Here is a 22,128-nt window from a genome sequence, read left to right as displayed (position 1 = left end):
CAACACACCGGAAAGGAGCGACAGTCATGTCCGCGACCAAGATCCTCTGGGGGCAAATCTCTATCGTCTTCCTCATCATTCTGGCCACCACCTGGGGCGCGACGCAATACGTGGCCGCGAGCCTCGGCTATCAGGCACAGCTGGGACCGCCCTGGTTCGAGCTGTTCGGGACGCCCGTCTACTATCCTCCCGCCATCTTCTGGTGGTGGTATTTCTACGAGGCCTACGCGCCGCCGATTTTCGCGACAGGCGGGATCATCGCCGCCTCTGGGGGCTTCATCGCCATCGGTGTGGCCATCGCCATGTCGGTCTGGCGTGCCCGCGAGGCCCGCAACGTTGCGACCTATGGATCAGCCCGATGGGCCGAGAAGGGCGAGGTGAAGGCGGCTGGATTGCTGGACCCGGATGGAGTGGTCCTCGGCCGCTATGAGCGGGAATACCTGCGCCACGATGGGCCGGAGCATGTACTCTGCTTCGCGCCGACGCGATCCGGCAAGGGGGTAGGGCTTGTCGTACCCTCGCTTCTCACCTGGCCCGGCTCGGCCATCGTTCATGACATCAAGGGCGAGAACTGGCAACTGACCGCAGGGTTCCGCGCCCGGCACGGTCGGGTCCTCCTCTTCGATCCGACCAATCCGAACTCCTCGGCCTACAACCCCTTGCTGGAAGTGCGCCGTGGGGAGTGGGAGGTTCGCGATGTCCAGAACATCGCCGACATCCTCGTCGACCCCGAGGGGAGCCTGGAGAGGCGAAACCACTGGGAGAAGACCAGCCACAGCTTGCTCGTCGGTGCGATCCTGCATGTGCTCTATGCCGAGAAGGACAAGACGCTGGCCGGTGTCGCCAACTTCCTGTCCGACCCGCGGCGCCCCGTGGAGGCCACACTCCGCGCGATGATGCGGACGCCGCACCTGGGCGAGGCGGGGCCGCATCCCGTGGTCGCCAGCGCCGCCCGCGAGTTGCTCAACAAGTCCGAGAATGAACGCTCCGGTGTGCTTTCGACGGCGATGTCTTTCCTTGGCCTCTATCGCGACCCCGTGGTCGCGCAGGTCACGCGCCGCTGCGACTGGCGGATCGGTGACATTGTCGGGGGAGTGCGCCCCGTCACGCTGTATCTCGTGGTGCCGCCCTCTGACATCAATCGCACCAAGCCGCTCATCCGGCTGATCCTCAACCAAATCGGCCGACGCCTGACCGAAGACCTACAGGGTAAGGATGACCGTCATCGGCTGCTTCTGATGCTCGATGAGTTCCCGGCGCTTGGCCGGTTGGATTTCTTCGAGAGCGCGCTGGCCTTCATGGCGGGCTACGGGCTGAAGAGCTTCCTCATCGCCCAGTCGCTGAACCAGATCGAAAAGGCCTACGGCCCAAACAACTCGATCCTCGACAATTGCCACGTCCGGGTGAGCTTCGCGACCAATGATGAGCGCACGGCGAAGCGGGTATCCGACGCTCTCGGCACCGCTACCGAGATGAAGGCGATGAAGAACTATGCCGGGCACCGTCTGGCGCCGTGGCTCAGCCATCTCATGGTGTCCCGATCGGAGACCGCGCGGGCGTTGCTCACCCCCGGAGAAATCATGCAACTGCCGCCGTCCGATGAGATCGTCATGGTGGCCGGCACACCGCCGATCCGGGCGACAAAAGCACGGTATTACAAAGATGCGCGGTTCACCGAGCGGGTCTTGCCGCCACCCGATTTGGGGAATGTGGGCGCTTCGGGGAAGGATGACTGGAGCAGTCTGGCAGTCCCAACGCAGAACGACGAGTTGGAGCCAGTATCCGAGACGGGATCGGAGGATGAGGACCCGACTGCGTCAGAGCGCCGTCTTCAGCCGGAGCTGGCGCAGCCTCGGCCGGTCGACAGGCAGTCCCCCATTGAGAACGAGTTTGAATTCGACCCACCCGAGGATGAGGAGGACGGTGCCATTCGCAATCGCCGCATCATGCAGCAGATGCGCGGTGTCGCGCGGCAGGTCTCCCTCAATCCCGACGACGGCATGGAGCTTTGATCATGACCACCAGCCGCAAGAAGACGAAGATCTCGGTCTACCTCGATCCCGAGGTAATGCAGATGCTGGCAGACTTCGCCGCCCGGCGTGATCGATCCCAGTCGATGGTGGCCGAGGCCGCGATCGCATCCTTCCTCTCTCCGGATGACGGAGAGCGCCGCGAGGCGGTTCTGGCCCGACGCCTGGATCAGATCGACAGGCGGATCACCCGGCTGGAACGCGATGTCGGGATCTCCATCGAAAGCCTGGCGGTGTTCATACGTTTCTGGCTGGCAACAACACCGGCTCTGCCGGAACCCGCAGCCAAGGCGGCTCGGGCCAAGGCAGGGGAGCGTTACGAGGCATTCATCTCGGCTCTCGGTAGACGCCTGGCCCAGGGGCCGAAGCTGCGGCAAGAGGTGTCCGAGGATGTTGATGGCGGGGCAGGTAGCTGAAAAGATGTCACCTGCCGCCGCCGCAGACGTGGGAACTGTAGCCGTGATCAGCATGTCCGGGTTGCTCGCCCCTGAGCGGACCTCCGTGATCACCTCGAATTGCTGCTGCGTTCGCGACAACGGCCATTCGCGGCGGCTGCGAAGGTCCCGATGAGGCTAACGTGCGCTATGCGGACAAAGTGCACTTCGCTACCGTTGCGCCAATGGCAGCTATCGGAAGCGAGTAGTTACAGAGGGGCGTTCTAGCCTGGTTCGATCAACGGCTCTCTATGAACGACCCGCTCTTACCCCAGACGATCCATTTCGTCCCGATCTCCGAATAGCACCACCCGGTCCCCAGCCTTGAGTGCCGTTTCCCCGTCGGGCACGCCGACATAGCTTCCATCCATACGCTCGATCCCCAAAACATTGATCCCGAGCGAGGGCAGGTTCAGGCTTTTCAGTGTTTTCCCGGACCAGTCCGATCCTTCTGCCCCCTCGACGCGCCCGACCGCGAAATTCTCCCGCAGGTGAAGCACATGGGCATAGTCCCGCAGATCGAGGTCCGTCGATTTCTGAAGGGCGTGGCGGATCAACGGGGTGGCCCACCGTTCGAGCCGCTCAGAGCGGGCGAGAGCGAAGATGAGGGCCACACCGAGCAAGAGTATGATCAACCGATCCGCGGTCGCCTGCCGCTCCGCCCCGATCATCGACAGCATCAGCGTCGAGATCGCGGTCACGATCCCCACCGAGCCGGCCCGGATCAACAGGCCGATGATGCGGCGGCGTGCCGGCCCGGAGACCACGTGTTCGGCCTCGTCGGTGGTGAAGCCCGCGCCGGAAAAGGCAGAGAGCGCCTGAAACTTCGCAACCTCTTCGGTCAGGCCGGTCATCGTCAACGCGATGGTGCCGATACGAACGATCAGCAGTGACAAGGCGATGACAAGCAGGAGCGAGAAGATCGCGATCATACACCCTGCCTCAGCGCGGCGATGCGTTTCTCCAGCGGGGGATGGCTGGCAAAGAGCGCCTGAACGCGGCCAGCGCTGATGGCAAAGGCGCGCATTTCCTCGGGCAGTGGCGGTGCGTTCTGCGCCTGCCGCAACCGTTCGAGCGCCGCGATCATGTTGCGCCGTCCTGCCAGTGCCGCGCCGCCTGCATCGGCCCGGTACTCGCGCCAGCGCGAAAACCACATGACGATGGCCATGGCCAGCACGCCCAAGACCATTTCCATGATCAGCGACACGATCCAGAAGCCCGGCCCATAGCCACGCTCGATCCGCAGGATCAGCCGATCGAACAGCAGTCCGGCAATGCGTGACAGGAAGATGACGAAGGTGTTCACCACGCCCTGGATCAGCGCGAGCGTCACCATGTCGCCATTGGCGGCATGACTGACCTCATGGGCTAGCACCGCCTCGACCTCGCCCCGGTCCATATGATGCAACAGGCCGGTGCTGACGGCGATCAGTGCGTCATTGCTATTCCAGCCGGTGGCAAAGGCGTTGGGCGAGGGGTGATCGAAGATGCCGACTTCGGGCCGCCCGATCCCGGCGCGATCCGCCTGGGCGTGGACGGTTTCGATCAGCCAGCGCTCGACCGCACTGCGTGGAGTGGTGATGACCTGCACGCGCATCGCGGCCTTTGCCATGCTCTTGGACAGAATGAGCGAGATCAGCGATCCGGCAAAGCCCAGCACCCCGGCGAAGATCAGCAGCGCCGTCAGGTTCAGATCGACGCCGTTTGCCTGCAACAGGCTGTCGATGCCGAACAGGCGGAACGCCACCGACAGCACCGCGAGGATCGCGAAGTTCGCACCGAGATAGAGCGCAAGTCGCAGCATTACTTATGCCTCCGCCGCTTTGGCTGGTGCGGCGCTCACAGTGACGCGGGCAGGCCGGATCAGGCGCTGGCCGATGGCATAGCCGGGGCGATGCAAGACCATGACCTGTCCGGGTTTGACTTTGTCTGTTTCCTGCATCTGCATCGCTTCGTGCAGGGCTGCGTCGAAAGGCGCGTTCTCGGGCGCGATGGTTCTCACGCCGAGTGCTTTCAGTCCGGTCTCGAAGGCCGTCCGGGCATTGCACAGACCCTCAAGATGCGAAACGATCCTGGGATCTTCGGCATCCGGATTTGCTCGCGCGGCCTCGATCCCGAGCGCCAGGGCGTCAAGGGCAGGCGCGAGAGCCTCGACGGCCAAGGCGATACCGTGTTCACGCCCCTCCGCGTACGACGCGTCTGCCCTCTTGCGGGTGTTTTCGGCATCAGCGAGCGCGCGCTTCCACTTGTCGGTCAGACGCGCGATGTCGACCTCCGGGCTTTTGTCCTCCGCCTTCGGCATCGTTCCAAGGCCCTTAGCGTCTTGGCCAATGTCATCGGTGATCGCTACGGCTTCGGGTTTCTTTTCAGTCTCGGACATGGAACCCTCCTCTTCGATATCCACCAAGGTTCAGCGCATGACCAGAAAGATGCGGGCCGCGCCTCGCTGAATGGTGAGGGCGAGCGCCCCATCGACCTGCGCCAGTTGCTGGCGCAAATCCGCAACCGAAGCGACCGACACGCGGTTGACAGCGAGGATGATGTCACCCGCTTCCAATCCCGAACGCGCCGCCCGGCTTCCCGGATCGAGCCGCGCAACCACGACGCCGGAAAGGTTGCCATAGAACGGGTCGCCCGGTTGAAGGTCGCGAAGCTCCGCTCCCGAAAGCCGGTCGAACGCGCGCTCGCCGGTTGCGGCGGCGACCAGCCCGCCTTCACGCAGGGTCGCACTTAAAGTCAGTTCCTCGCCGTCGCGAATGACCTGCAACTCGACATCGCTGTCGATCCGTTTCAGCCCGATCTGACTGCGAAGATCGGCGGAGCCCGCTACGGGGCGGCCATCGACGGCGACGATCAGGTCGCCGGGTTGCAAGCCGGCTTCCTCGGCCGCGCTGTCGGGCTCGACCTGTGTGACCACTGCGCCGACGCCCGCTTCGATGCCCAATGCGTCGGCAAGATCGGGCGTGAAATCCTGAATCATCACACCAAGCTGGCCTCTGCGCACTTCGCCATACTCGATCAGCTGATCCATGACCGCGCTGGCCATGTTGGCGGGCACAGCGAATCCTATTCCGACATTGCCGCCGGACGGCGCGATGATCGCGGTGTTGATGCCGACCAATCGCCCGTCGAGGGTGATCAGCGCGCCGCCCGAGTTTCCGGGGTTGATCGACGCGTCGGTCTGGATGAAATCCTCGTAGCCGTCGACATTGAGGCCGCTGCGCCCCAATGCACTGACGATACCGGAAGTCACCGTCTGTCCGAGGCCGAAAGGGTTTCCGATAGCGAGCACATAGTCCCCGACAAGCAGGCTGTCGCTGTCCCCAAGCTCCAGCGCGGAGATATCCTCGGCTTCGATCTGCAATAATGCGATGTCGGTTCCGGGGTCACTGCCGATGAGTTCAGCATCGAACTGTCGTCTATCCTTGAGCGTGACCACGATCCGGTCGCCGTTTTCGATCACGTGGTGATTGGTAAGGACATAGCCTTCTTCGGAATCGATGATCACACCCGACCCGGCGCTCATCTGCTGGCGCGGCGTGGGCTGCTGCGGCACGGGCGGCATATCGAAGAACCGCCGGAAGAACGGGTCGTTGAAGAGCGGGTTCATCTCCGCTGTCTGGCGGCTTTCGACGGATATATTGACCACGGCCGGAGTGACCTCGGCCAGAAGGGGTGCCAGAGTGGGCAGTCCGCTGTCGCTTCGAAATAGCGGACGGTCGGCCGTCTGCGACGCGACCGGCGCCGCGAATGTCAGCGAAACGATGCAAAGAGCCACCAGAATGTGGCCAAGACGAGAAACAAGTGCGGGCATCTTCGATCTCCTTCAAGCCGGTGGAAAAGGTGGCCGGAGGTATCCGGCCACCGGTGTTGCAAGGCAGTTGATTGTGGAAGGGCAGCGCATCATTCCGAATCCGTTCCGAACAGCCTCTGCTTGAGACGGATGAAGCTGTCGCCGATCTTGTCGAAGATGCCGCCGGTATCGTGCGCGGCGTCGATCTTCTCGTCGAGTTCATCGAGGTTTTCGTGCAGTTCCTCGAAATCGTCCTCGTTGCCGTAGCCGAGCGCTTCGGCAATCCTGAGTTGGTTACGCGCAGCCTCGACATATTCGCCGGGCGAAAGCGGTTCCGCATCGACGGCGGCGTCGGCATCCTCGGTCTCGGCCGCCGCGGATTCCCCGGCTTCGGTATCCGCAGTCATGCTTTCACCGTCGCCAAGCGCATTTTCCGCAGCGTCGATCAGGAGTTGCGCCCTCAGAACCGGAAGCGCGATCACTTCCTCGGTCACGACCACGGTTCCAAGCGCGGTCGCAAGCGTCTGTTTCGCGGTCTCCACATCGCCTGCATCAATCTGGGAGGTCGCGCGCAGAAGCGCGTCGGGGTAGGTGGCAAGCGGCAGATTGGTGGTCTCCACCACGATTTCGCTGGCAAAATCGCGCATCAGGGGGCGGGCCTCCTGGAGGTTGCCTTCGTCCACCAGATTTTCGATTGCCTCGCGGGCCGCGTCGATCGTTTCCACGTCACCCAACAAATCACGTTGGAGCAGCTGGACATCGACAGGCGCAAGAGCGAGGTCGGGATCGCGGGCGACGACGCTTTGAAGCTTGCCGGTTGCGACTGCCAGCGCTTCGAGCGCAGCCTCGCTGTCTCCTTCATCGAGAGCCTTGAGAGCGGTCTCCGTTTCCGCAAGTGCCCTAGTTGCGTCATTGAGAAGTTTCTTCCGTTTCTCGTCGACCTGTGCGGACGCTTCATCCTGCACCGCTTCGCTTACCGCCTCATTGGTCTGGGCGGTCGGGGGCTGCGATGTCTCCTGGGCAAAGGCTGGCGAAAGGGCCAGCATGGATGTCAGCGCCAGGGCACTGACGGACGAGGCGAGTGTCTTGCGAATGAACATGGGCATCTCCTTTCTCCTTTGCGGTTTCCTGTCGTCCGGTCCTTCATCGTGATGTGAACATGCGGCGGGCCGGTTTTCGCACGTCCAATACGTCAGCGGCCCCCCAGGGTCGTTCCCGTCCAGGCCGGCGGGTCGGAGGCCGGGAAGGATTCCAGCGCGGCCAGGGTCACTGGATCGGTCTCGTCCTCGGCGGGCGGTTTGCGGTCTTCGGTCCGGACGCGCGGTTGCGGCCCGTCCAACCTTTCAAGGGGCCGGAAGATCGGTTCCCGCCGGGGGCCGCGGCGGCGCTGGCTTTCGTCCCGCACAATGTAATCCCAGTTCTGCCGTTCGGCGTAGTCGATGGCGCTTTCACGATCCGGAAAGCTGAGCCGGATCGGCCGGTAGGGATCGCGCGTGGCGGTCCAGCCCATCAGCGGCTCGATCTCCGGGGATGCGGCGGGCTCGAACTCCAGTATCCAGTGCCGCGGGCGCGGCCCCGACTGGGTCGCGCTGCGCGACGGGCGATAGATGATCGCCGTGGGCACGTCCGGCGACGACAGGTCGGTTCCGGGGATCGTCGGCCGGGACATCGGCCGGTTATGACCTCTCATGCTGAACATCGTGACCTCCTTTCAGAACAGGTTGCTTTCAGATGTCTCAGGCCGTTTCCGCCGATGCGGTATGGTCGGCCCCGCCGCCGGATTTTCGCAGCTTCAAGCCCAGCAGAATGATCGTCACGCCGAAGATCGCGGCATAGATCGCCAGCAGCCAGCCGAGGGCCAGCAGGGTTTCAACGGGGCTTGTTGCCAGGAACCAGACGATCAGGACGCCCAGCAGGACCGACACGATGCCGCTCAGCCCGAGCCAGACCTCGCCCTCGATCTCCTTGCGCAGACGGATCGCAGTGACGATCTCGAGCAGACCCGAAAAGACCGACCAGAAGGCGATGCTGGCCCAGAGGAATACGGCCAGAACCAGAGTCGCCACGAAGGGCGAGACGATCACGACGATGCCGGTCAGGATGCCGAGGATGCCGCTGAAGGCGAGCCAGCCCCAGCGTTCGCCCTCGCGCATCTGGCGCACGGCCGCGATCAGGCCGAAGACGCCATCGGCAAAGGCGAAGGCACCGAAGACCAGCGTGAGCGTCAGCACCGCCTCGGCCGGCATGAACCAGGCCAGCACGGAGATGACAAGCGCCAGCACACCGCGCAGCACGAAGGCCCACCAGTTCTTCGACAGGGAACAGAAGCCGGGGATCGGGTTGGTTTCATGTGTCATCTTCAAAACCCTCCAGTTACTTCGCGGAAGCCTCCTCGGACGCATCGGACTCCCCTTTTGCGTCCGTGGCTTCACTGTCTTCATCGCCATCGGCGGTGCCGGACGTGTCAGCCGGTTTGTCTTCCGGTTCGGCGCTGTCCTCCTCCGCGACCTCCTGTTTCTCGAAGGTGATCTTCTGCTCCTCCGCCGACCAGGCGGCGCGGACCTTGTCGCCATCCTCGACCGAGCCGGAGAGCATTGCGCGGGCCAGTTCGGTTTCCAGTTCCGACCGGATCAGGCGGCGCAATTCGCGGGCACCGAATTCGGGCTGGAAGCCCACGGCGGCGAAATGATCGGTCACGCTTTCATCGAACGCCATCTCGACGCCCTGACCAAGCGCGGTGCGCGCCACGCGGTCGAGCTGCAACTCCACGATCCGGCGGATTTCCGGGCGGTTGAGCGAATGGAAGACGATGATCTCGTCGATCCGGTTGATGAACTCGGGGCGGAAATGCTGCCGTAGCACCTCCATCAACTCACCCCGTTGCTTGCCCTCGTCGAACTCCTTCGTGCCGCGCTTCTTGAGGTTGCGCTGGATGATGTCCGAGCCGAGGTTCGAGGTGGCGATGATGATGGTGTTGGTGAAATCCACCACCCGGCCCTTGCCGTCGGTCAGCCGCCCGTCGTCGAAGACCTGCAACAGGATGTTGTAGACATCCGCGTGGGCCTTTTCGATCTCGTCCAGCAGAACCACCGAATAGGGGCGGCGGCGCACGCGCTCGGTCAGCTGGCCGCCCTCGTCATAGCCCACGTAACCCGGCGGGGCGCCCACCAGCCGCGCGACGGCGTGGCGCTCGCCGTATTCCGACATGTCGATGCGGATCATCGCATCCTCGTCGCCATAGACGGTCTCGGCCAGCGCCTTGGCGAGTTCGGTCTTGCCGACGCCGGTGGGCCCGAGGAACATGAATGTCGCCGTGGGGGCGGACCCTTCGCGCAACCCCGCGCGCGCCAGCCGCACCGCGTCGGCCACCGCACCGATCGCCTGATCCTGGCCGATGACGCGCTCGTGCAACTGGTCCTCCAGCTTCAGCAGCTTCTCGCGCTCCTCGGTCGTCAGGTCGGTGACGGGGATGCCGGTCAGCTTGGAGACGATCTGCGCGATGTGGTCGGTGCGCACCTCGGCGCTGGCCGAGGCACGGTCGCGTTTCCAGGTTTCCAGCAGGGCATCCAGTTCGGTCTGCTTTTCCTCCAGTTCCTTCTTCAGTTCGCCTGCACGGTCGAATTGCTTGCGGGCGGCGGCGTAATCCTGTTCGCGCTGGATTTGCTTCGTCTCCGCTTCCAGCTCCTGCACGTCCACCGGCCGTGCGGTGGCGCTGATTTTCACGCGCGCAGCGGCCTGGTCGATCAGGTCGATGGCCTTGTCGGGCATGAAGCGGCCGGTGACATAGCGATCGGACAATTCGGCCGCGGCGACGATGGCCTCGTCGGTGATCGTCACCTTGTGGTGAGACTCCAGCGTGTCGCGCAGGCCGCGCAGGATCATGATGGTCTGCGCCACCGTGGGTTCATCGACATAGACCGGCTGGAAACGCCGCTCCAGTGCCGCGTCCTTCTCGATGTGCTTCTGGTATTCATTGAGTGTGGTGGCACCAATCAGGTTCAACTCGCCCCGTGCCAGCGCCGGCTTGAAGGTATTGGCCACATCGAGCCCGCCTTCGCCGCCGCCCTGGCCCGCGCCCATGATCGTGTGCAATTCGTCGATAAAGAGCACGAGATCGTCCTTGTTGGCCTCGATCTCCTTCAGCACTTTCTGGATGCGTTCCTCGAATTCGCCGCGATATTTCGATCCGGCGACCATCGAGTTGATGTTCAGCTCGACCAACCGCTTGTCGCGCAGAGCTTCGGGCACCTCGCCAGCCACGATCCGTTGTGCCAGGCCCTCGATGATCGCGGTCTTGCCGACGCCGGGCTCGCCGATCAGCACGGGGTTGTTCTTCTTGCGCCGCGCCAGAACCTCGATCGTGGTCTCGATCTCGCGGGCGCGGCCGATAACGGGGTCGAGCTTGCCGTCGCGAGCCAGTTTCGTGAGGTCGCGAGAAAATTCATCGAGGTCGGGCGTGTTCGAGGGCGTCTCGACCCGACCCTCCTCGGCCCCCTGGCCCACAACCTTCGTGACCTGCTGGCGCAGCGACTGCGGCGTCAGGCCGAGCTTGCGAAGGATGTCGGCGGCCAGGCCATCGCCTTCTTCGGCGAGTCCGATCAGCAGGTGTTCCGGGCCGACATAGGAATGGCCCAGCTCGTTCGAGGCGACGAAGGCGCGGTTCAGCGCATCCTTCAGACGCGGGCTGACGCCGATCTCGCCATCCTGTTTGTCTTCGCCGCGAGGGGCCTCTTTGTCGATCTGGCGGCGCAGGTCGTCCACGTCGATCTTGAATTGCTCCAGCAGCGTCCTGACCACATCGCTGTGACTCAGCGCGAAGAGCAGATGTTCGGTATCGACCTCGGAGCGGCCGAGTTCCCCTGCTTTCTGCGCGGCCTCCTGCAAGAGCTTGTTGCCCTGTTCGCTAAGACGATCGGCGATGCTCGCCCCGCCCTGGCCGCGCCGACTGCCACGATTTACGGGAATGCGCTGACCTTCGCTTTCGTCGCCGATACGCCGGTCCATCCCGCCAAGCGGGCTGTCACCGAAGAATTCGTCGAAGAGCGATCCGCCGCCGAAGAGCGATTCCAGCGGCGAGGACGACCGCCGCTGCTGGCGTGCGAGCTTGCGGTAATCATCGTCACAAAGCTCCATTACCTGGCGTTCGCCATTGACCGATACCTGCGCCCGGAACGAGGCCGGGCGGCGCTTGCAGATGTCACAGATTCCGTTTGCCATCCTGTCTTCCTCCTGACTATTTGCTATGGCGCAATTTTATTCAAAGTTGTGGAGCCTTGCCTTGACCGGCATCAAAATGTGGCGGTTAGCGACACGCCGAGCAGTGAAATGGGGCGAGTCAGGGCGCGGACAAATCCCCGCGCCCCTAGCCAAGTCAGCCGGACTTGACGTCGATCCGCTTGACGCGCGCCTTGGCCTCCTCGGTCTTGGGCAGGGTCACGGTCAGCACGCCGCGCTTGAACTCCGCCTCGGCCTTTTCGGCGTCCACGCCCGGCGGCACCGGGATCATCCGGTGGAAGCTGCGCCGGGACTGCGAGGTGAAGCCATCCTTCTCGGCCTTCTCCTCGCGCTCGCCGCGGATCGTAAGCATGTCGTCGGTGACGTTCACCTCGACATCCTTGTCGTCGAGGCCGGGCAGATCGACCGAGACCAGCATCGCCTCGTCGGTTTCCGAGATGTCGGTGCGCGGCCCATTGGTGGCCATGCTGCCGAATGGGCTGTCGAACCGGCTCCAGAAATCCTCGAACACGCGGTTGAGGTCGCGCTGGAGCGACATCAAGGGGTTGTCGTCTTCATTGCGTCGGCCGGACGGCTGGTTGCGGTCGCGGCCCCAGGGAATGAGATCGCTGAATGCCATTGTCATTTCCTCCTTTCCTGTTTCGGTCCGGGTCGCCTCAGGCGGCCTTGACCTTGATCTGTTTCGGCTTGGCGGCCTCGCTCTTCTTCAGGGTGAGCGTGAGGACGCCGTCACGATGGGTGGCGTCGATCTTGTCGGCGTCGATGGTGTCGGGCAGGCTGAAGGCCCGCTCGAAGGTGCCGGGCGCGTATTCTGCATAGATGCGCCGATAGCCTTCGGGCACGGGCGCCTCGATCGTGCCCCGCACCGTGAGCGAGCGGTTCTCGACCGAGACATCGACGCTGTCCGGGACAACGCCCGGCATGTCGATGGTCAGCGTCACCACATCGTCCTTCTCGAAGATGTCCGTGGCGGGACGGAAAGTCGGGCCGGTATCGCGGGTTTCTTCCGCTTCGGACCGGGCCACATCGCCGCCGGTTTTCTGCATTTCGTTTGCCATGGTTCTTTCCTCCTCTCGTTTCAGCTGTCAGCTTGCCTTGACCTTGATCTTGCGCGGCCGTTCCGCATCGGGGCGGCCCATCTCGATCTCCAGCACGCCGTTCTTCGCGCGTGCCTCGACCTTGTCGGGATCAACGCGCAGCGGCAGGCGGACGGAACGTGAGAACTCGCCATGCGGGCGCTCGCGACGATGCCATGCGGCATCTTCGTCATCGGTGGACGGATTGCGCTTGCCCGAAATGATCAGGGTGTTCTCGCGCACCGTCAGGTCGATGTCGTCCTTGCCCACACCGGGCATCTCGGCGGTGACGACCACGCTTTCGTCGCCCAGCCACATGTTGACCGGGGGCCAGTTGCCATCGCTTGCACGCTGGCTACGCCCGCCGCCTTCGAACATGCGGTTCATCTGCGATTGAAGCTGGCGCAGTTCCGCGAAGGGATCCCATTGCGCCTGGGACAGTCCGTAGTTCAGCATCGTATCCTCCTCTTCCTGGTCACAACATCGGGGGTCCGCAGCGGGCGGACCGCGTTTCACGTTGCGGGACTGTCGCGAAGGGAGGGGCCCGGTTGCGAGCCTGCACGAAGACGCATGGCGACCACGTGTTTCGATACGCAAGGCCAACAGATGCACCTCGCGGCCGATGACGGGACCGAAGCGTTGCATCATGCACACGCCTCGTATCTCACCAACATCTCCGGGACCCATTCAGCGGCATCCCGCACTCAAGCATTTGGGAAGGGCGTAAAATCTTGTCAAGAGGGTGTGTCAGGAATTATGTTTGGCAGCATCAAGAAAGGAGGATTGCCGCCAATGGACAAGAAAACACAGATCAATTTCTGGTATGTCCTGCTCGCGATCTTCGGGGTCGTTCTGCTTCGCGATCTCTGGGTGCAGTCCCAGACCATTGCCGCAATCCCCTACAGCCAGTTCGAGGATTATCTCGGTGAGGGTGTCATCGAGGAAGTCGTGATCGGCAGCGATACGATCCGCGGCACGTTCAGCGAGCCGCAGGACGGCAAGACCGGTTTTGTCGCCACCACCGTGCCCGCCGACATGATCGAGCGTCTTGAAGAGGCCGATATCACCTATACCGGGGCGGTCGAGAACACCTGGCTCACAACGCTGCTATCCTGGGTGCTGCCGGCGCTTGTCTTCGTCGGCATCTGGATTTTCTTCATCCGCAAGTTCGCCGAGCGGCAGGGGATGGGCGGCTTCATGTCGATCGGCAAGAGCAAGGCCAAGATCTATGTCGAGAGCGACACCAAGGTCGGTTTCGACGATGTGGCGGGCGTGGACGAGGCCAAGCAGGAACTTGAAGAGATCGTCGAGTTCCTGAAGGACCCCGAGCATTACGGCGGCCTGGGCGCGCGGATGCCCAAGGGCGTGCTTCTCGTCGGCCCGCCCGGCACCGGCAAGACGTTGCTGGCCAAGGCCGTTGCCGGCGAGGCGGGCGTGCCTTTCTACTCGATATCCGGCTCGGAATTCGTGGAGATGTTCGTGGGCGTCGGCGCCGCGCGGGTACGCGACCTCTTCGAGCAGGCGAGGAAGGCAGCGCCGGCCATCATTTTCGTGGACGAATTGGACGCGCTTGGCCGGTCCCGCGCCGCGGGCCAGCATCCCGGCGGGGGCCATGACGAACGCGAGCAGACGTTGAACCAGCTTCTGACCGAACTCGACGGTTTCGATCCGACCGAGGGCGTCGTTCTGCTGGCCGCAACGAACCGGCCCGAAATCCTCGACCCGGCGTTGCTGCGCGCGGGCCGTTTCGACCGGCAGGTGCTGGTGGACCGCCCCGACCGCGCCGGGCGGGTGCAGATTCTCGAAGTGCACATGAAGAAGATCAAGGTGGCCGATGGCGTCGACCCGGACCAGATCGCGGCGCTGACCACGGGGTTTTCCGGCGCGGACCTAGCAAACCTGGTGAACGAGGCCGCACTGATGGCGACACGGCGCCGGGCTACCCACGTCGAGATGCAGGATTTCACGCAAGCGGTAGAGCGCATCGTCGCCGGGCTGGAAAAGAAGAACCGTCGGCTGAATGAGAAGGAGCGCGAGATCGTCGCCCATCACGAGATGGGGCACGCCATCGTCGGCATGGCCCTGCCGGGCGTGGACGAAGTGCACAAGGTCTCCATCATCCCGCGCGGCATCGGCGCACTCGGCTACACGATCCAGCGGCCGACCGAGGACCGTTACCTGATGACCCGCGAGGAGCTGGAGAACAAGATCGCCGTCCTGCTGGGCGGCCGCGCGGCGGAAAAGATCATCTATGGCCACCTTTCGACCGGCGCCTCCGACGATCTCGCCCGCGCCACCGACATCGCGCGGTCGATGGTGGCGCGCTACGGCATGGACGACGAACTGGGCCACGTGGCCTACGACACCGAACGTGGCAATTTCCTGGGTCAGGGCGACCAGGGCTCGTGGCTGAATCGTCGCTACAGCGACGCCACTGCCGAACGCATGGATCAGGCGGTAAAGGACGTGATCGACAGCATTTTCGAGCGCACACTCGCGCTTCTGGACGAGAACCGCGCGTTGCTGGAAAGCTCTTCGGCCGAACTGCTGGAGCGCGAGACGCTGGAAGACGCGGATCTGAAGCGGATCGCCGACGGCGTCAAACAGCCGGCCGAGGCAGCGTGAAACAGATCACCGCGGCGCGGGTTCTCCTGTGGCCCGATCCTGCGCGTCCGGATGCAATGGCAATGCCGCGTGGCTGGTGCTGGGCGTGGCGACGTAGGGCTGCTTGTCCGCGATGACGGTCTTTTCCCGAAGCCGGATACGCAAGGTGCCGTAGGCTGCGAACAGGCCCAGGATCGCAACGATGAAGTAGAACAGGCCGGACGGTCCCACCCATCCCATCGTCACGCTTGCCGCGAACGGTCCGGCGGCGGAGCCGACCCCGTAAACCAACACAAAGCCGCTCGCCGCGGCAATCAGCTCGCCCTCGTCGATCCGGTCGTTCACCTCGGCCAGACAGACCGAATAAAGCGGCAGAAGCGTGCCGCCTAGAACGAAGGACAATACAACCGCAACTATCTGCGCAGCACTCGACAGGAGCAGGCCGAGCAGAAGTGCGGCGAGAAGACCGGCGAGGCTGCTGCAGAGGATGATGAGACGGCGATCGGCCTTGTCCGACAGCCAGCCCAAAGGCCATTGCAAGACCAGAGCCCCGATCAGGGCCGCCGAGAGGATTGTGCCGGTCTGAGTATCTGTGAAGCCGGCCTGCTGGCTCGCCACCGGCGCCATCCCGAAAAAGGCCGCGACCGTTGCGCCCAATACAAAGGCCCCAGCAAGGGCCGTCGGCGAGATCGCGAAGAGGCGCTTCAGTTCCAGGCGCGTTGCAAGCACGACGCCCGGACCGCCCGCGCGGCTGAGCGTGATCGGGACCAGTGCCAGTGACAGGCAGATCGACACGACGGCGAAAAGAACGAAGCCCGATGTCGGCGCCAGTCCGACCATCGGCTGGCTCGCCGCCCAGGCCGCGTACATCACGATGGAATAGATCGCGAGCACACGTCCGCGCCAACTGCGTTCCGCTGAGGCATTGAGCCAGCTTTCCACGATGATGATCAGCCCGGCCCAACAAGCACCCTGTGCAACCCTGAGCGCGATCCAGACCGGCGGCGAGACGAAGATCGCAAAGCAAAGCGCAAAGGCAGACGCGGCCGAAGCGAAAGCAGCGAAGGCGCGGATATGCCCGACCCGCTGGATCACCCGCGGCGCCTGAATCGAGGCGAATACAAACCCGACGAAATAGGCCGACATCATCACGCCGACCGTTTCTTCGGCATATCCTTCGATGCCCGCGCGCAGACCGACCAGCGTCTGTTGAAGGCCGTTACCGATAACCAGCAGGGCGACGCTGACGAGGATCGAGAGATATCTAAGAGGAATCCGAAGCATTTCCAATATCTATTTCACATAGCGGCAACTGTACGAAGACGAACGCATCTCGCTGTAGCTAGCATAGCCTGTTTGGTCTCCGCTTGTGGTCGCAAAAAATGAGCTGACATTCGTGCCGATCGCAGCATCGGTCGAAATGGGCTCCGAGCGGTCATGCGGAGATGCGGCAACGCCCCGGTTTTATCGTCCGGTGGAATGGCCGCTATCAACAAAACGTCCATCTCGGTTCGCAGGTGCGGAGAACGGCCGGTCTTCGCCCGAAACCGCCATGTTCTCATGACGGTGGCCGCGACGCCTTCCTCCTAGAGTGGATCTGAGGATCATTCCGCCGTTTTCCTGTCTTTGCACGCCACGCTACTACGCCCCGCGGAAACCTGTTGAGCCGTAGGCATTTACGACTTTCTTAATCGACCCCGATCCAGGGCCGCCTGTTGGAGGCGCCCGTAAGGGAACGGGGCCGGCATGGCAAAGAACGATCAGAGACCAGAGGTGATCCGGAGAGGCGCGCGGATGCTGCGCACCGCGCTCGGGCCGGCGATCGCCGGGTTTCTGGACGACCCCATGATCGTCGAGGTGATGCTCAACCCCGATGGGCGGCTCTGGATCGACCGACTTTCCGAGGGGCTGGCAGACAGCGGCAAGACGCTCAGCGCAGCCGATGGCGAGCGCATCGTTCGGCTGGTCGCCCATCATGTTGGCGTCGAAGTTCATAGCCAGTCCCCGCGAGTCTCTGCGGAGCTTCCGGAAACAGGCGAGCGTTTCGAGGGGCTCCTGCCACCCGTCGTCGCAGCCCCGGCCTTCGCCATCCGCAAGCCCGCTGTCGCTGTGTTCACGCTCGACGACTATGTCTCTGCTGGGATCATGACCCCGACGCAGGCCGAGGCGCTGCGCCAAGCAGTTGCGACCCGTGCCAATATCCTGGTGGCTGGTGGGACCTCGACCGGCAAGACCACGCTGACCAATGCGCTGCTCGCCGAGGTGGCCAAGACCTCTGATCGCGTCGTGATCATCGAGGACACCCGAGAACTGCAATGCGCCGCGCCGAACCTCGTGGCGATGCGTACCAAGGACGGTGTTGCCAGCCTGTCCGACCTGGTGCGCTCCTCGCTGCGTCTGCGCCCCGATCGTATTCCGATCGGTGAGGTGCGTGGCGCCGAGGCGCTGGACCTTCTCAAGGCCTGGGGCACGGGACATCCCGGCGGCATTGGCACCGTCCATGCCGGTACCGGGATCGGCGCGCTGCGTCGTCTCGAACAGCTCATCCAGGAAGCCGTCGTCACCGTGCCCCGCGCCATGATCGCGGAGACCATCGACTTCGTCGCTGTATTGGCCGGTCGAGGGTCCGCACGGCGTCTGGCTGAACTCGCCCGCGTCAAGGGCCTCGGGCCGGACGGCGACTACCGGATTTCACCTGTCATTTCAGAACCCACTACTCACGAACCAGGAGACCTCGAATGATCCGTCACACCCTGCGCATTCGGCGCCACATCGCCACTGCGGCCACCGCCACCTATGTCAGCCTGTTCATCGCCCCGGCCGCTCATGCCTCCGGTTCTTCCATGCCCTGGGAAGCGCCTCTGCAATCCATCCTCGACTCCGTCGAGGGGCCGGTGGCCAAGATCGTGGCGGTGATCATCATCATCGTCACCGGTCTGACGCTGGCCTTCGGCGATACCGGCGGTGGCTTCCGGCGGCTGATCCAGATCGTATTCGGGATTTCCATCGCCTTTGCGGCCTCGTCCTTCTTCCTGAGCTTCTTCAGCTTCGGTGGCGGAGCGCTGATCTGATGGCGGTGAGTTTTGAGGCCCTCGACGCGGTGCCGGGGTTCAGCGTGCCGGTTCACCGTGCGCTGACCGAGCCGATCCTGCTCGGCGGCGCACCGCGCTCGGTTGCCATTCTGAATGGCACGCTCGCCGGTGCGGTCGGCCTCGGGCTTCAGCTCTGGCTTGTAGGGATCCTGATCTGGGCCGTCGGCCACATCGCTGCTGTCTGGGCGGCCAGGCGCGATCCGCTCTTCGTCGAGGTCGCCCGCCGCCATTTGCGCATTCCCGGTCATCTCTCGGTGTGAACTCCCATGATGAAACTCGCAGAATACCGCCGCACCGCGTCGCGTCTTGCCGACTACCTGCCCTGGGTGGCGCTGGTCGGGGAGGGCGTGGTCCTCAACAAGGACGGCTCGTTTCAGAGGACGGCGAAATTTCGGGGTCCCGATCTCGACAGTGCCGTCGCGGCCGAACTGGTCGCGGTGGCAGGACGGCTGAACAACGCCTTCCGCCGCCTCGGGTCCGGGTGGGCGATCTTCGTGGAAGCACAGCGCTCCGAGGCCTCGACCTATCCGCTGAGCACCTTCCCGGATGCGGCTTCCGCGCTGGTCGATGCCGAGCGCAAGGCCGATTTCGAGGACGAGGGGAGCCACTTCGTATCCAGCTATTTCCTGACCCTCCTCTGGCTCCCGCCCGCCGAGGATGCAGCACGTTCAGAATCCTGGCTCTATGAGGGCCGCGAAACCTCAGGTGTGAACCCCTGGGAACAGGTGCGCGGTTTCATCGACCGTACCGATCGCGTGCTGGCGCTGCTCGACGGCTTCATGCCGGACTGCCACTGGCTCGATGACGCCGCTACGCTCACCTACCTGCATTCGACGATCTCGACCAACCGGCATCGCGTGCGCGTGCCCGAGGTGCCCGTCTATCTCGACGCGCTCTTACCCGACCAGCCGCTGGCCGGTGGGCTGGAGCCGCGTCTGGGTGATCATCACCTCCGCGTTCTGACGATTACCGGCTTTCCCGGCGCCACGACCCCGGGCCTGCTCGACGAGCTGAACCGGGTGGCCTTTCCCTATCGCTGGTCGACCCGGGCCATCCTCATAGACAAGCTGGATGCAACCAAGCTGCTGACCCGGATACGTCGTCAGTGGTTTGCCAAGCGTAAGAGCATCGCCGCGATCCTCAAGGAGGTGATGACCAACGAGCAATCCGCGCTGGTCGATACAGATGCCGCGAACAAGGCCGCTGATGCGGACATGGCCCTGCAGGAACTCGGCGCGGATGTGGCTGGCATGGCCTATGTCACGGCCACGATCACGGTCTGGGACGAGGACGTCCGCCGCGCCGACGAGAAGCTGCGGCTGGTCGAGAAGATCGTCCAGTCCCGCGATTTCAGCGTCATGGTCGAGACGGTCAATGCGGTCGATGCCTGGCTCGGAAGTCTGCCCGGACATGCCTATGCCAATGTCCGCCAGCCACCGATCAGCACATTGAATCTTGCCCATATGATTCCGCTTTCGGCGGTCTGGGCGGGGCCGGAAAAGGATGAGCATTTCGGCGACTCTCCATTGCTCTACGCCAGGACCGAAGGCTCTACCCCGTTCCGGTTTTCTCTTCATGTCGGCGATGTTGGTCACACCCTCGTCGTGGGCCCGACTGGGGCGGGCAAGTCCGTGCTGCTGGCACTGATGGCGCTTCAGTTTCGGCGGTATCCGCGCAGCCAGGTCTTCGCCTTCGACTTCGGCGGTTCGATCCGTGCCGCCTCGCTCGCCATGGGCGGCGACTGGCATGACCTCGGCGGAGAGCTGACCGACGCGGACGAGAACTCCGTCTCGCTACAGCCGCTGGCCCGCATTCACGAGACGTCGGAGCGTGCCTGGGCGGCTGACTGGATCGTCGCCATCCTGACGCGCGAGAACATCCAGATCACTCCGGATGTGAAGGAACATATCTGGACGGCACTGACCTCGCTGGCCTCGGCCCCTGTGGGCGAGCGGACCATGACCGGCCTCGCGGTCCTGATGCAGTCCAACGATCTGAAGCAGGCGCTGCGTGCCTATTGCGTCGGTGGACCCTATGGCCGGCTGCTCGATGCCGAGACCGAACAGCTGGGGTCGGCGGATGTGCAGGCCTTCGAGATTGAGGGGTTGGTGGGAACCGGTGCGGCGCCCGCGGTCCTCTCATACCTGTTCCACCGGATCGGTGATCGGCTCGATGGACGCCCCACGCTGCTCATCATCGACGAGGGCTGGCTCGCACTCGATGACGATGCCTTCGCGGAGCAGCTCCGCGAATGGCTGAAGACGCTGAGGAAGAAGAATGCTTCGGTGATCTTCGCGACGCAGAGCCTCAGCGACATCGACGGCAGCGCCATCGCGCCTGCGATCATCGAAAGTTGCCCGACGCGGCTCCTGCTGCCGAACGAGCGGGCCATCGAGCCCCAGATCACGGCCATCTATCGCCGCTTCGGCCTCAATGACCGGCAGATCGAGATCCTCGCACGTGCTACGCCCAAGCGCGACTACTACTGCCAGTCGCGGCGCGGCAACCGGCTGTTCGAGCTGGGTCTCAGCGACGTTGGGCTCGCGCTCTGCGCGGCTTCCGCCAAATCGGATCAGGCGCTGATCGCCGAGATCTGCGCTGAGCACGGCCGAGACGGCTTCCTCGCCGCCTGGCTGAAGGCGCATGGCCTGGATTGGGCCGCCGATCTGATCCCCGACCTCACCAATCTCGCCATCGACGCAGAGGGCGCATCTCCGGCCTCCGGCGTCGTTGAGGACACCGAACCTGCCCTGAAAGAAGAGGAGATCACATCATGACCCGCAAAATCACACCCCGGTTCGCCGGCCCGTCGCTGCTCGCCCTCGCGCTGGCGATGCCCATGGCCATGTCGCCCATCGCAGCACCGCCCGCCCATGCGCTCTTTGGCATCGGCGGCGGTCCGTTCATCGTCTATGACCCGACCAACCACGCCGAAAACCTCCTGACCGCGGCGCGCGCTCTGGAGCAGATCAACAACCAGATCGCACAGCTCCAGAACGAAGCGCAGATGCTGATCAATCAGGCGCGCAATCTCGCCAACCTGCCGTATTCCGCGCTCCAGCAGATCCAGCAGAACGTCAGCCGCACGCAACAACTCCTGGCCCAGGCGCAGAACATCGCCTTCGATGTGCAGAGCATCGACCAGATGTTCCAGCAGGACTATGGCAACCTTTCCCTGACGGCGACCGACCAGCAACTGATCGCCGAGGCCCGGTCCCGTTGGGAGAATACCGTCGGCGGCCTCCAGGATGCCATGCGCGTGCAGGCAGGTGTCGTCGGCAATATCGATGCCAACCGCGCAGAGATGTCCGCGCTTGTGGGGCAGAGCCAGAATGCGGTCGGTGCTCTGCAGGCCACGCAGGCGGGCAACCAGCTCCTCGCACTGCAATCGCAGCAGCTCTCGGATCTGATCGCGGTGATTTCGGCAAACGGCCGCGCCAACGCGCTGTCCGAGGCCGAGCGCACCACCGCTGCCGAACAGGGCCGCATCCAGCGCGAGCGCTTCCTGACGCCGGGCGCGGGCTATCAACCCGGCAACGCGCAGATGTTCAACTGAGGCCGGGAGGGGAGACGATGGAGGGGAAGGTGCTGGCCCGGATCGCGGCCATCGTGTTCGTGGCGATCGCGATCACCGCCACGGTGATCGAGGTCACGCGGGAGGAGGGGCCAGCGCCGGTCAGCACCGCGCCCGCGCTCCAGCCGTCTGCCGATCCTCTCCGCGCGACGCTGCGCCGGTGCCAGCAGCTTGGCGAGGCCGCTTCCAGCGATGCCGATTGCCTCGCCGCCTGGGCCGAGAGCCGTGACCGGTTCCTCGGCCGGACGCCTGCTCCCGAAGCGCCGCAGCGTCCGGGAGATCAGTGAGCC

At 63.9% G+C, this 22,128-nt stretch carries 21 protein-coding genes; 9 read left to right on the top strand and 12 right to left on the bottom strand.

Features of this window, described 5'->3' with window-relative positions; genetic code table 11:
• Positions 1-26: 26 nt before the first annotated feature.
• Entirely contained in the window at positions 27-2,012 is a 1,986-nt protein-coding gene (locus P73_RS13840; protein WP_043870021.1) for a conjugal transfer protein TraG, read from the top strand.
• 2 nt (positions 2,013-2,014) lie between these two features.
• Positions 2,015-2,446, top strand: a complete 432-nt coding sequence (locus P73_RS13835) for a hypothetical protein (protein WP_043870020.1) — start codon at positions 2,015-2,017, stop codon at positions 2,444-2,446.
• Positions 2,447-2,730: 284 nt separating this feature from the next.
• Here the strand turns inward: P73_RS13835 and P73_RS13830 are convergent, their stop codons facing one another.
• From P73_RS13830 to P73_RS13780, 11 genes are all read right to left on the bottom strand, one after another.
• Entirely contained in the window at positions 2,731-3,396 is a 666-nt protein-coding gene (locus tag P73_RS13830) for a cation:proton antiporter regulatory subunit (protein WP_074743005.1), read from the bottom strand.
• Positions 3,393-4,268 carry a protease HtpX gene (gene htpX / locus P73_RS13825; protein ID WP_043870019.1) on the bottom strand — a complete coding sequence of 292 codons (876 nt, stop codon included), beginning with the start codon at positions 4,266-4,268 and terminating at the stop codon, positions 3,393-3,395. The genes P73_RS13830 and htpX overlap by 4 nt, the downstream gene beginning before the upstream one ends.
• A 3-nt stretch (positions 4,269-4,271) precedes the next feature.
• A complete protein-coding gene (locus P73_RS13820) occupies positions 4,272-4,844 on the bottom strand; it encodes a nucleotide exchange factor GrpE (RefSeq protein ID WP_052453274.1) in 573 nt (190 codons plus the stop codon).
• A gap of 30 nt (positions 4,845-4,874) precedes the next feature.
• Positions 4,875-6,278 carry a DegQ family serine endoprotease gene (locus tag P73_RS13815; RefSeq protein ID WP_043870018.1) on the bottom strand — a complete coding sequence of 468 codons (1,404 nt, stop codon included), beginning with the start codon at positions 6,276-6,278 and terminating at the stop codon, positions 4,875-4,877.
• Between the two features lie 89 nt (positions 6,279-6,367).
• Positions 6,368-7,357, bottom strand: coding sequence for a YfdX family protein (locus P73_RS13810; protein WP_052453273.1), 990 nt, complete (start codon positions 7,355-7,357; stop codon positions 6,368-6,370).
• Positions 7,358-7,449: 92 nt separating this feature from the next.
• The gene (locus P73_RS13805; protein WP_082033239.1) at positions 7,450-7,956 is read right to left on the bottom strand and encodes an NADH dehydrogenase ubiquinone Fe-S protein 4; all 507 of its coding nucleotides are present in this window, start codon (positions 7,954-7,956) and stop codon (positions 7,450-7,452) included.
• 37 nt (positions 7,957-7,993) lie between these two features.
• Positions 7,994-8,614: an HdeD family acid-resistance protein gene (locus tag P73_RS13800; protein ID WP_043871727.1), complete on the bottom strand. Its 621-nt coding sequence runs from the start codon at positions 8,612-8,614 to the stop codon at positions 7,994-7,996.
• 16 nt (positions 8,615-8,630) lie between these two features.
• Positions 8,631-11,474 carry an ATP-dependent Clp protease ATP-binding subunit gene (locus tag P73_RS13795; RefSeq protein ID WP_043870017.1) on the bottom strand — a complete coding sequence of 948 codons (2,844 nt, stop codon included), beginning with the start codon at positions 11,472-11,474 and terminating at the stop codon, positions 8,631-8,633.
• A 154-nt stretch (positions 11,475-11,628) separates the two neighbouring features.
• Positions 11,629-12,111, bottom strand: a complete 483-nt coding sequence (locus P73_RS13790; protein WP_043870016.1) for an Hsp20/alpha crystallin family protein — start codon at positions 12,109-12,111, stop codon at positions 11,629-11,631.
• A gap of 37 nt (positions 12,112-12,148) precedes the next feature.
• Positions 12,149-12,550 carry an Hsp20/alpha crystallin family protein gene (locus P73_RS13785; RefSeq protein WP_043870015.1) on the bottom strand — a complete coding sequence of 134 codons (402 nt, stop codon included), beginning with the start codon at positions 12,548-12,550 and terminating at the stop codon, positions 12,149-12,151.
• A 27-nt stretch (positions 12,551-12,577) separates the two neighbouring features.
• Complete coding sequence (locus P73_RS13780) at positions 12,578-13,024, bottom strand: Hsp20/alpha crystallin family protein (protein WP_043870014.1); 447 nt, start codon at positions 13,022-13,024, stop codon at positions 12,578-12,580.
• A 114-nt stretch (positions 13,025-13,138) separates the two neighbouring features.
• Between P73_RS13780 and ftsH the strand changes: the two genes are divergently transcribed.
• Positions 13,139-15,193 carry an ATP-dependent zinc metalloprotease FtsH gene (gene ftsH, locus P73_RS13775; protein ID WP_476727302.1) on the top strand — a complete coding sequence of 685 codons (2,055 nt, stop codon included), beginning with the start codon at positions 13,139-13,141 and terminating at the stop codon, positions 15,191-15,193.
• Between the two features lie 6 nt (positions 15,194-15,199).
• Here the strand turns inward: ftsH and P73_RS13770 are convergent, their stop codons facing one another.
• Positions 15,200-16,456 carry an MFS transporter gene (locus tag P73_RS13770; protein ID WP_052453272.1) on the bottom strand — a complete coding sequence of 419 codons (1,257 nt, stop codon included), beginning with the start codon at positions 16,454-16,456 and terminating at the stop codon, positions 15,200-15,202.
• A 510-nt stretch (positions 16,457-16,966) separates the two neighbouring features.
• On the opposite strand from P73_RS13770, the gene trbB reads away from it, so the two are divergent.
• From trbB to trbK-alt, 6 genes are read left to right on the top strand one after another with little or no spacing between them, the layout of a single operon-like run.
• The gene (gene trbB / locus P73_RS13765) at positions 16,967-17,914 is read left to right on the top strand and encodes a P-type conjugative transfer ATPase TrbB (protein WP_425466428.1); all 948 of its coding nucleotides are present in this window, start codon (positions 16,967-16,969) and stop codon (positions 17,912-17,914) included.
• Complete coding sequence (locus tag P73_RS13760; RefSeq protein WP_043870011.1) at positions 17,911-18,243, top strand: TrbC/VirB2 family type IV secretion system protein; 333 nt, start codon at positions 17,911-17,913, stop codon at positions 18,241-18,243. Before trbB ends, P73_RS13760 begins: the two co-directional genes overlap by 4 nt.
• Positions 18,243-18,524 (top strand): VirB3 family type IV secretion system protein, encoded by a 282-nt coding sequence (locus P73_RS13755; protein ID WP_009573786.1) that lies wholly within the window; start codon positions 18,243-18,245, stop codon positions 18,522-18,524. The genes P73_RS13760 and P73_RS13755 overlap by 1 nt, the downstream gene beginning before the upstream one ends.
• 6 nt (positions 18,525-18,530) lie before the next feature.
• Positions 18,531-21,041, top strand: a complete 2,511-nt coding sequence (gene trbE / locus P73_RS13750; RefSeq protein ID WP_043870010.1) for a conjugal transfer protein TrbE — start codon at positions 18,531-18,533, stop codon at positions 21,039-21,041.
• Positions 21,038-21,820: a P-type conjugative transfer protein TrbJ gene (gene trbJ / locus P73_RS13745; RefSeq protein ID WP_043870009.1), complete on the top strand. Its 783-nt coding sequence runs from the start codon at positions 21,038-21,040 to the stop codon at positions 21,818-21,820. Before trbE ends, trbJ begins: the two co-directional genes overlap by 4 nt.
• 17 nt (positions 21,821-21,837) lie before the next feature.
• Positions 21,838-22,125, top strand: coding sequence for a putative entry exclusion protein TrbK-alt (gene trbK-alt / locus P73_RS13740; protein WP_043870008.1), 288 nt, complete (start codon positions 21,838-21,840; stop codon positions 22,123-22,125).
• The last annotated feature ends 3 nt before the right edge of the window (positions 22,126-22,128 follow it).

Origin of the sequence: Celeribacter indicus (genome assembly GCF_000819565.1) — a bacterium.
Lineage (GTDB): Bacteria > Pseudomonadota > Alphaproteobacteria > Rhodobacterales > Rhodobacteraceae > Celeribacter > Celeribacter indicus.
Note: the sequence above shows the minus strand (reverse complement) of the source record. Positions and strands in the feature narration are given on the sequence as shown.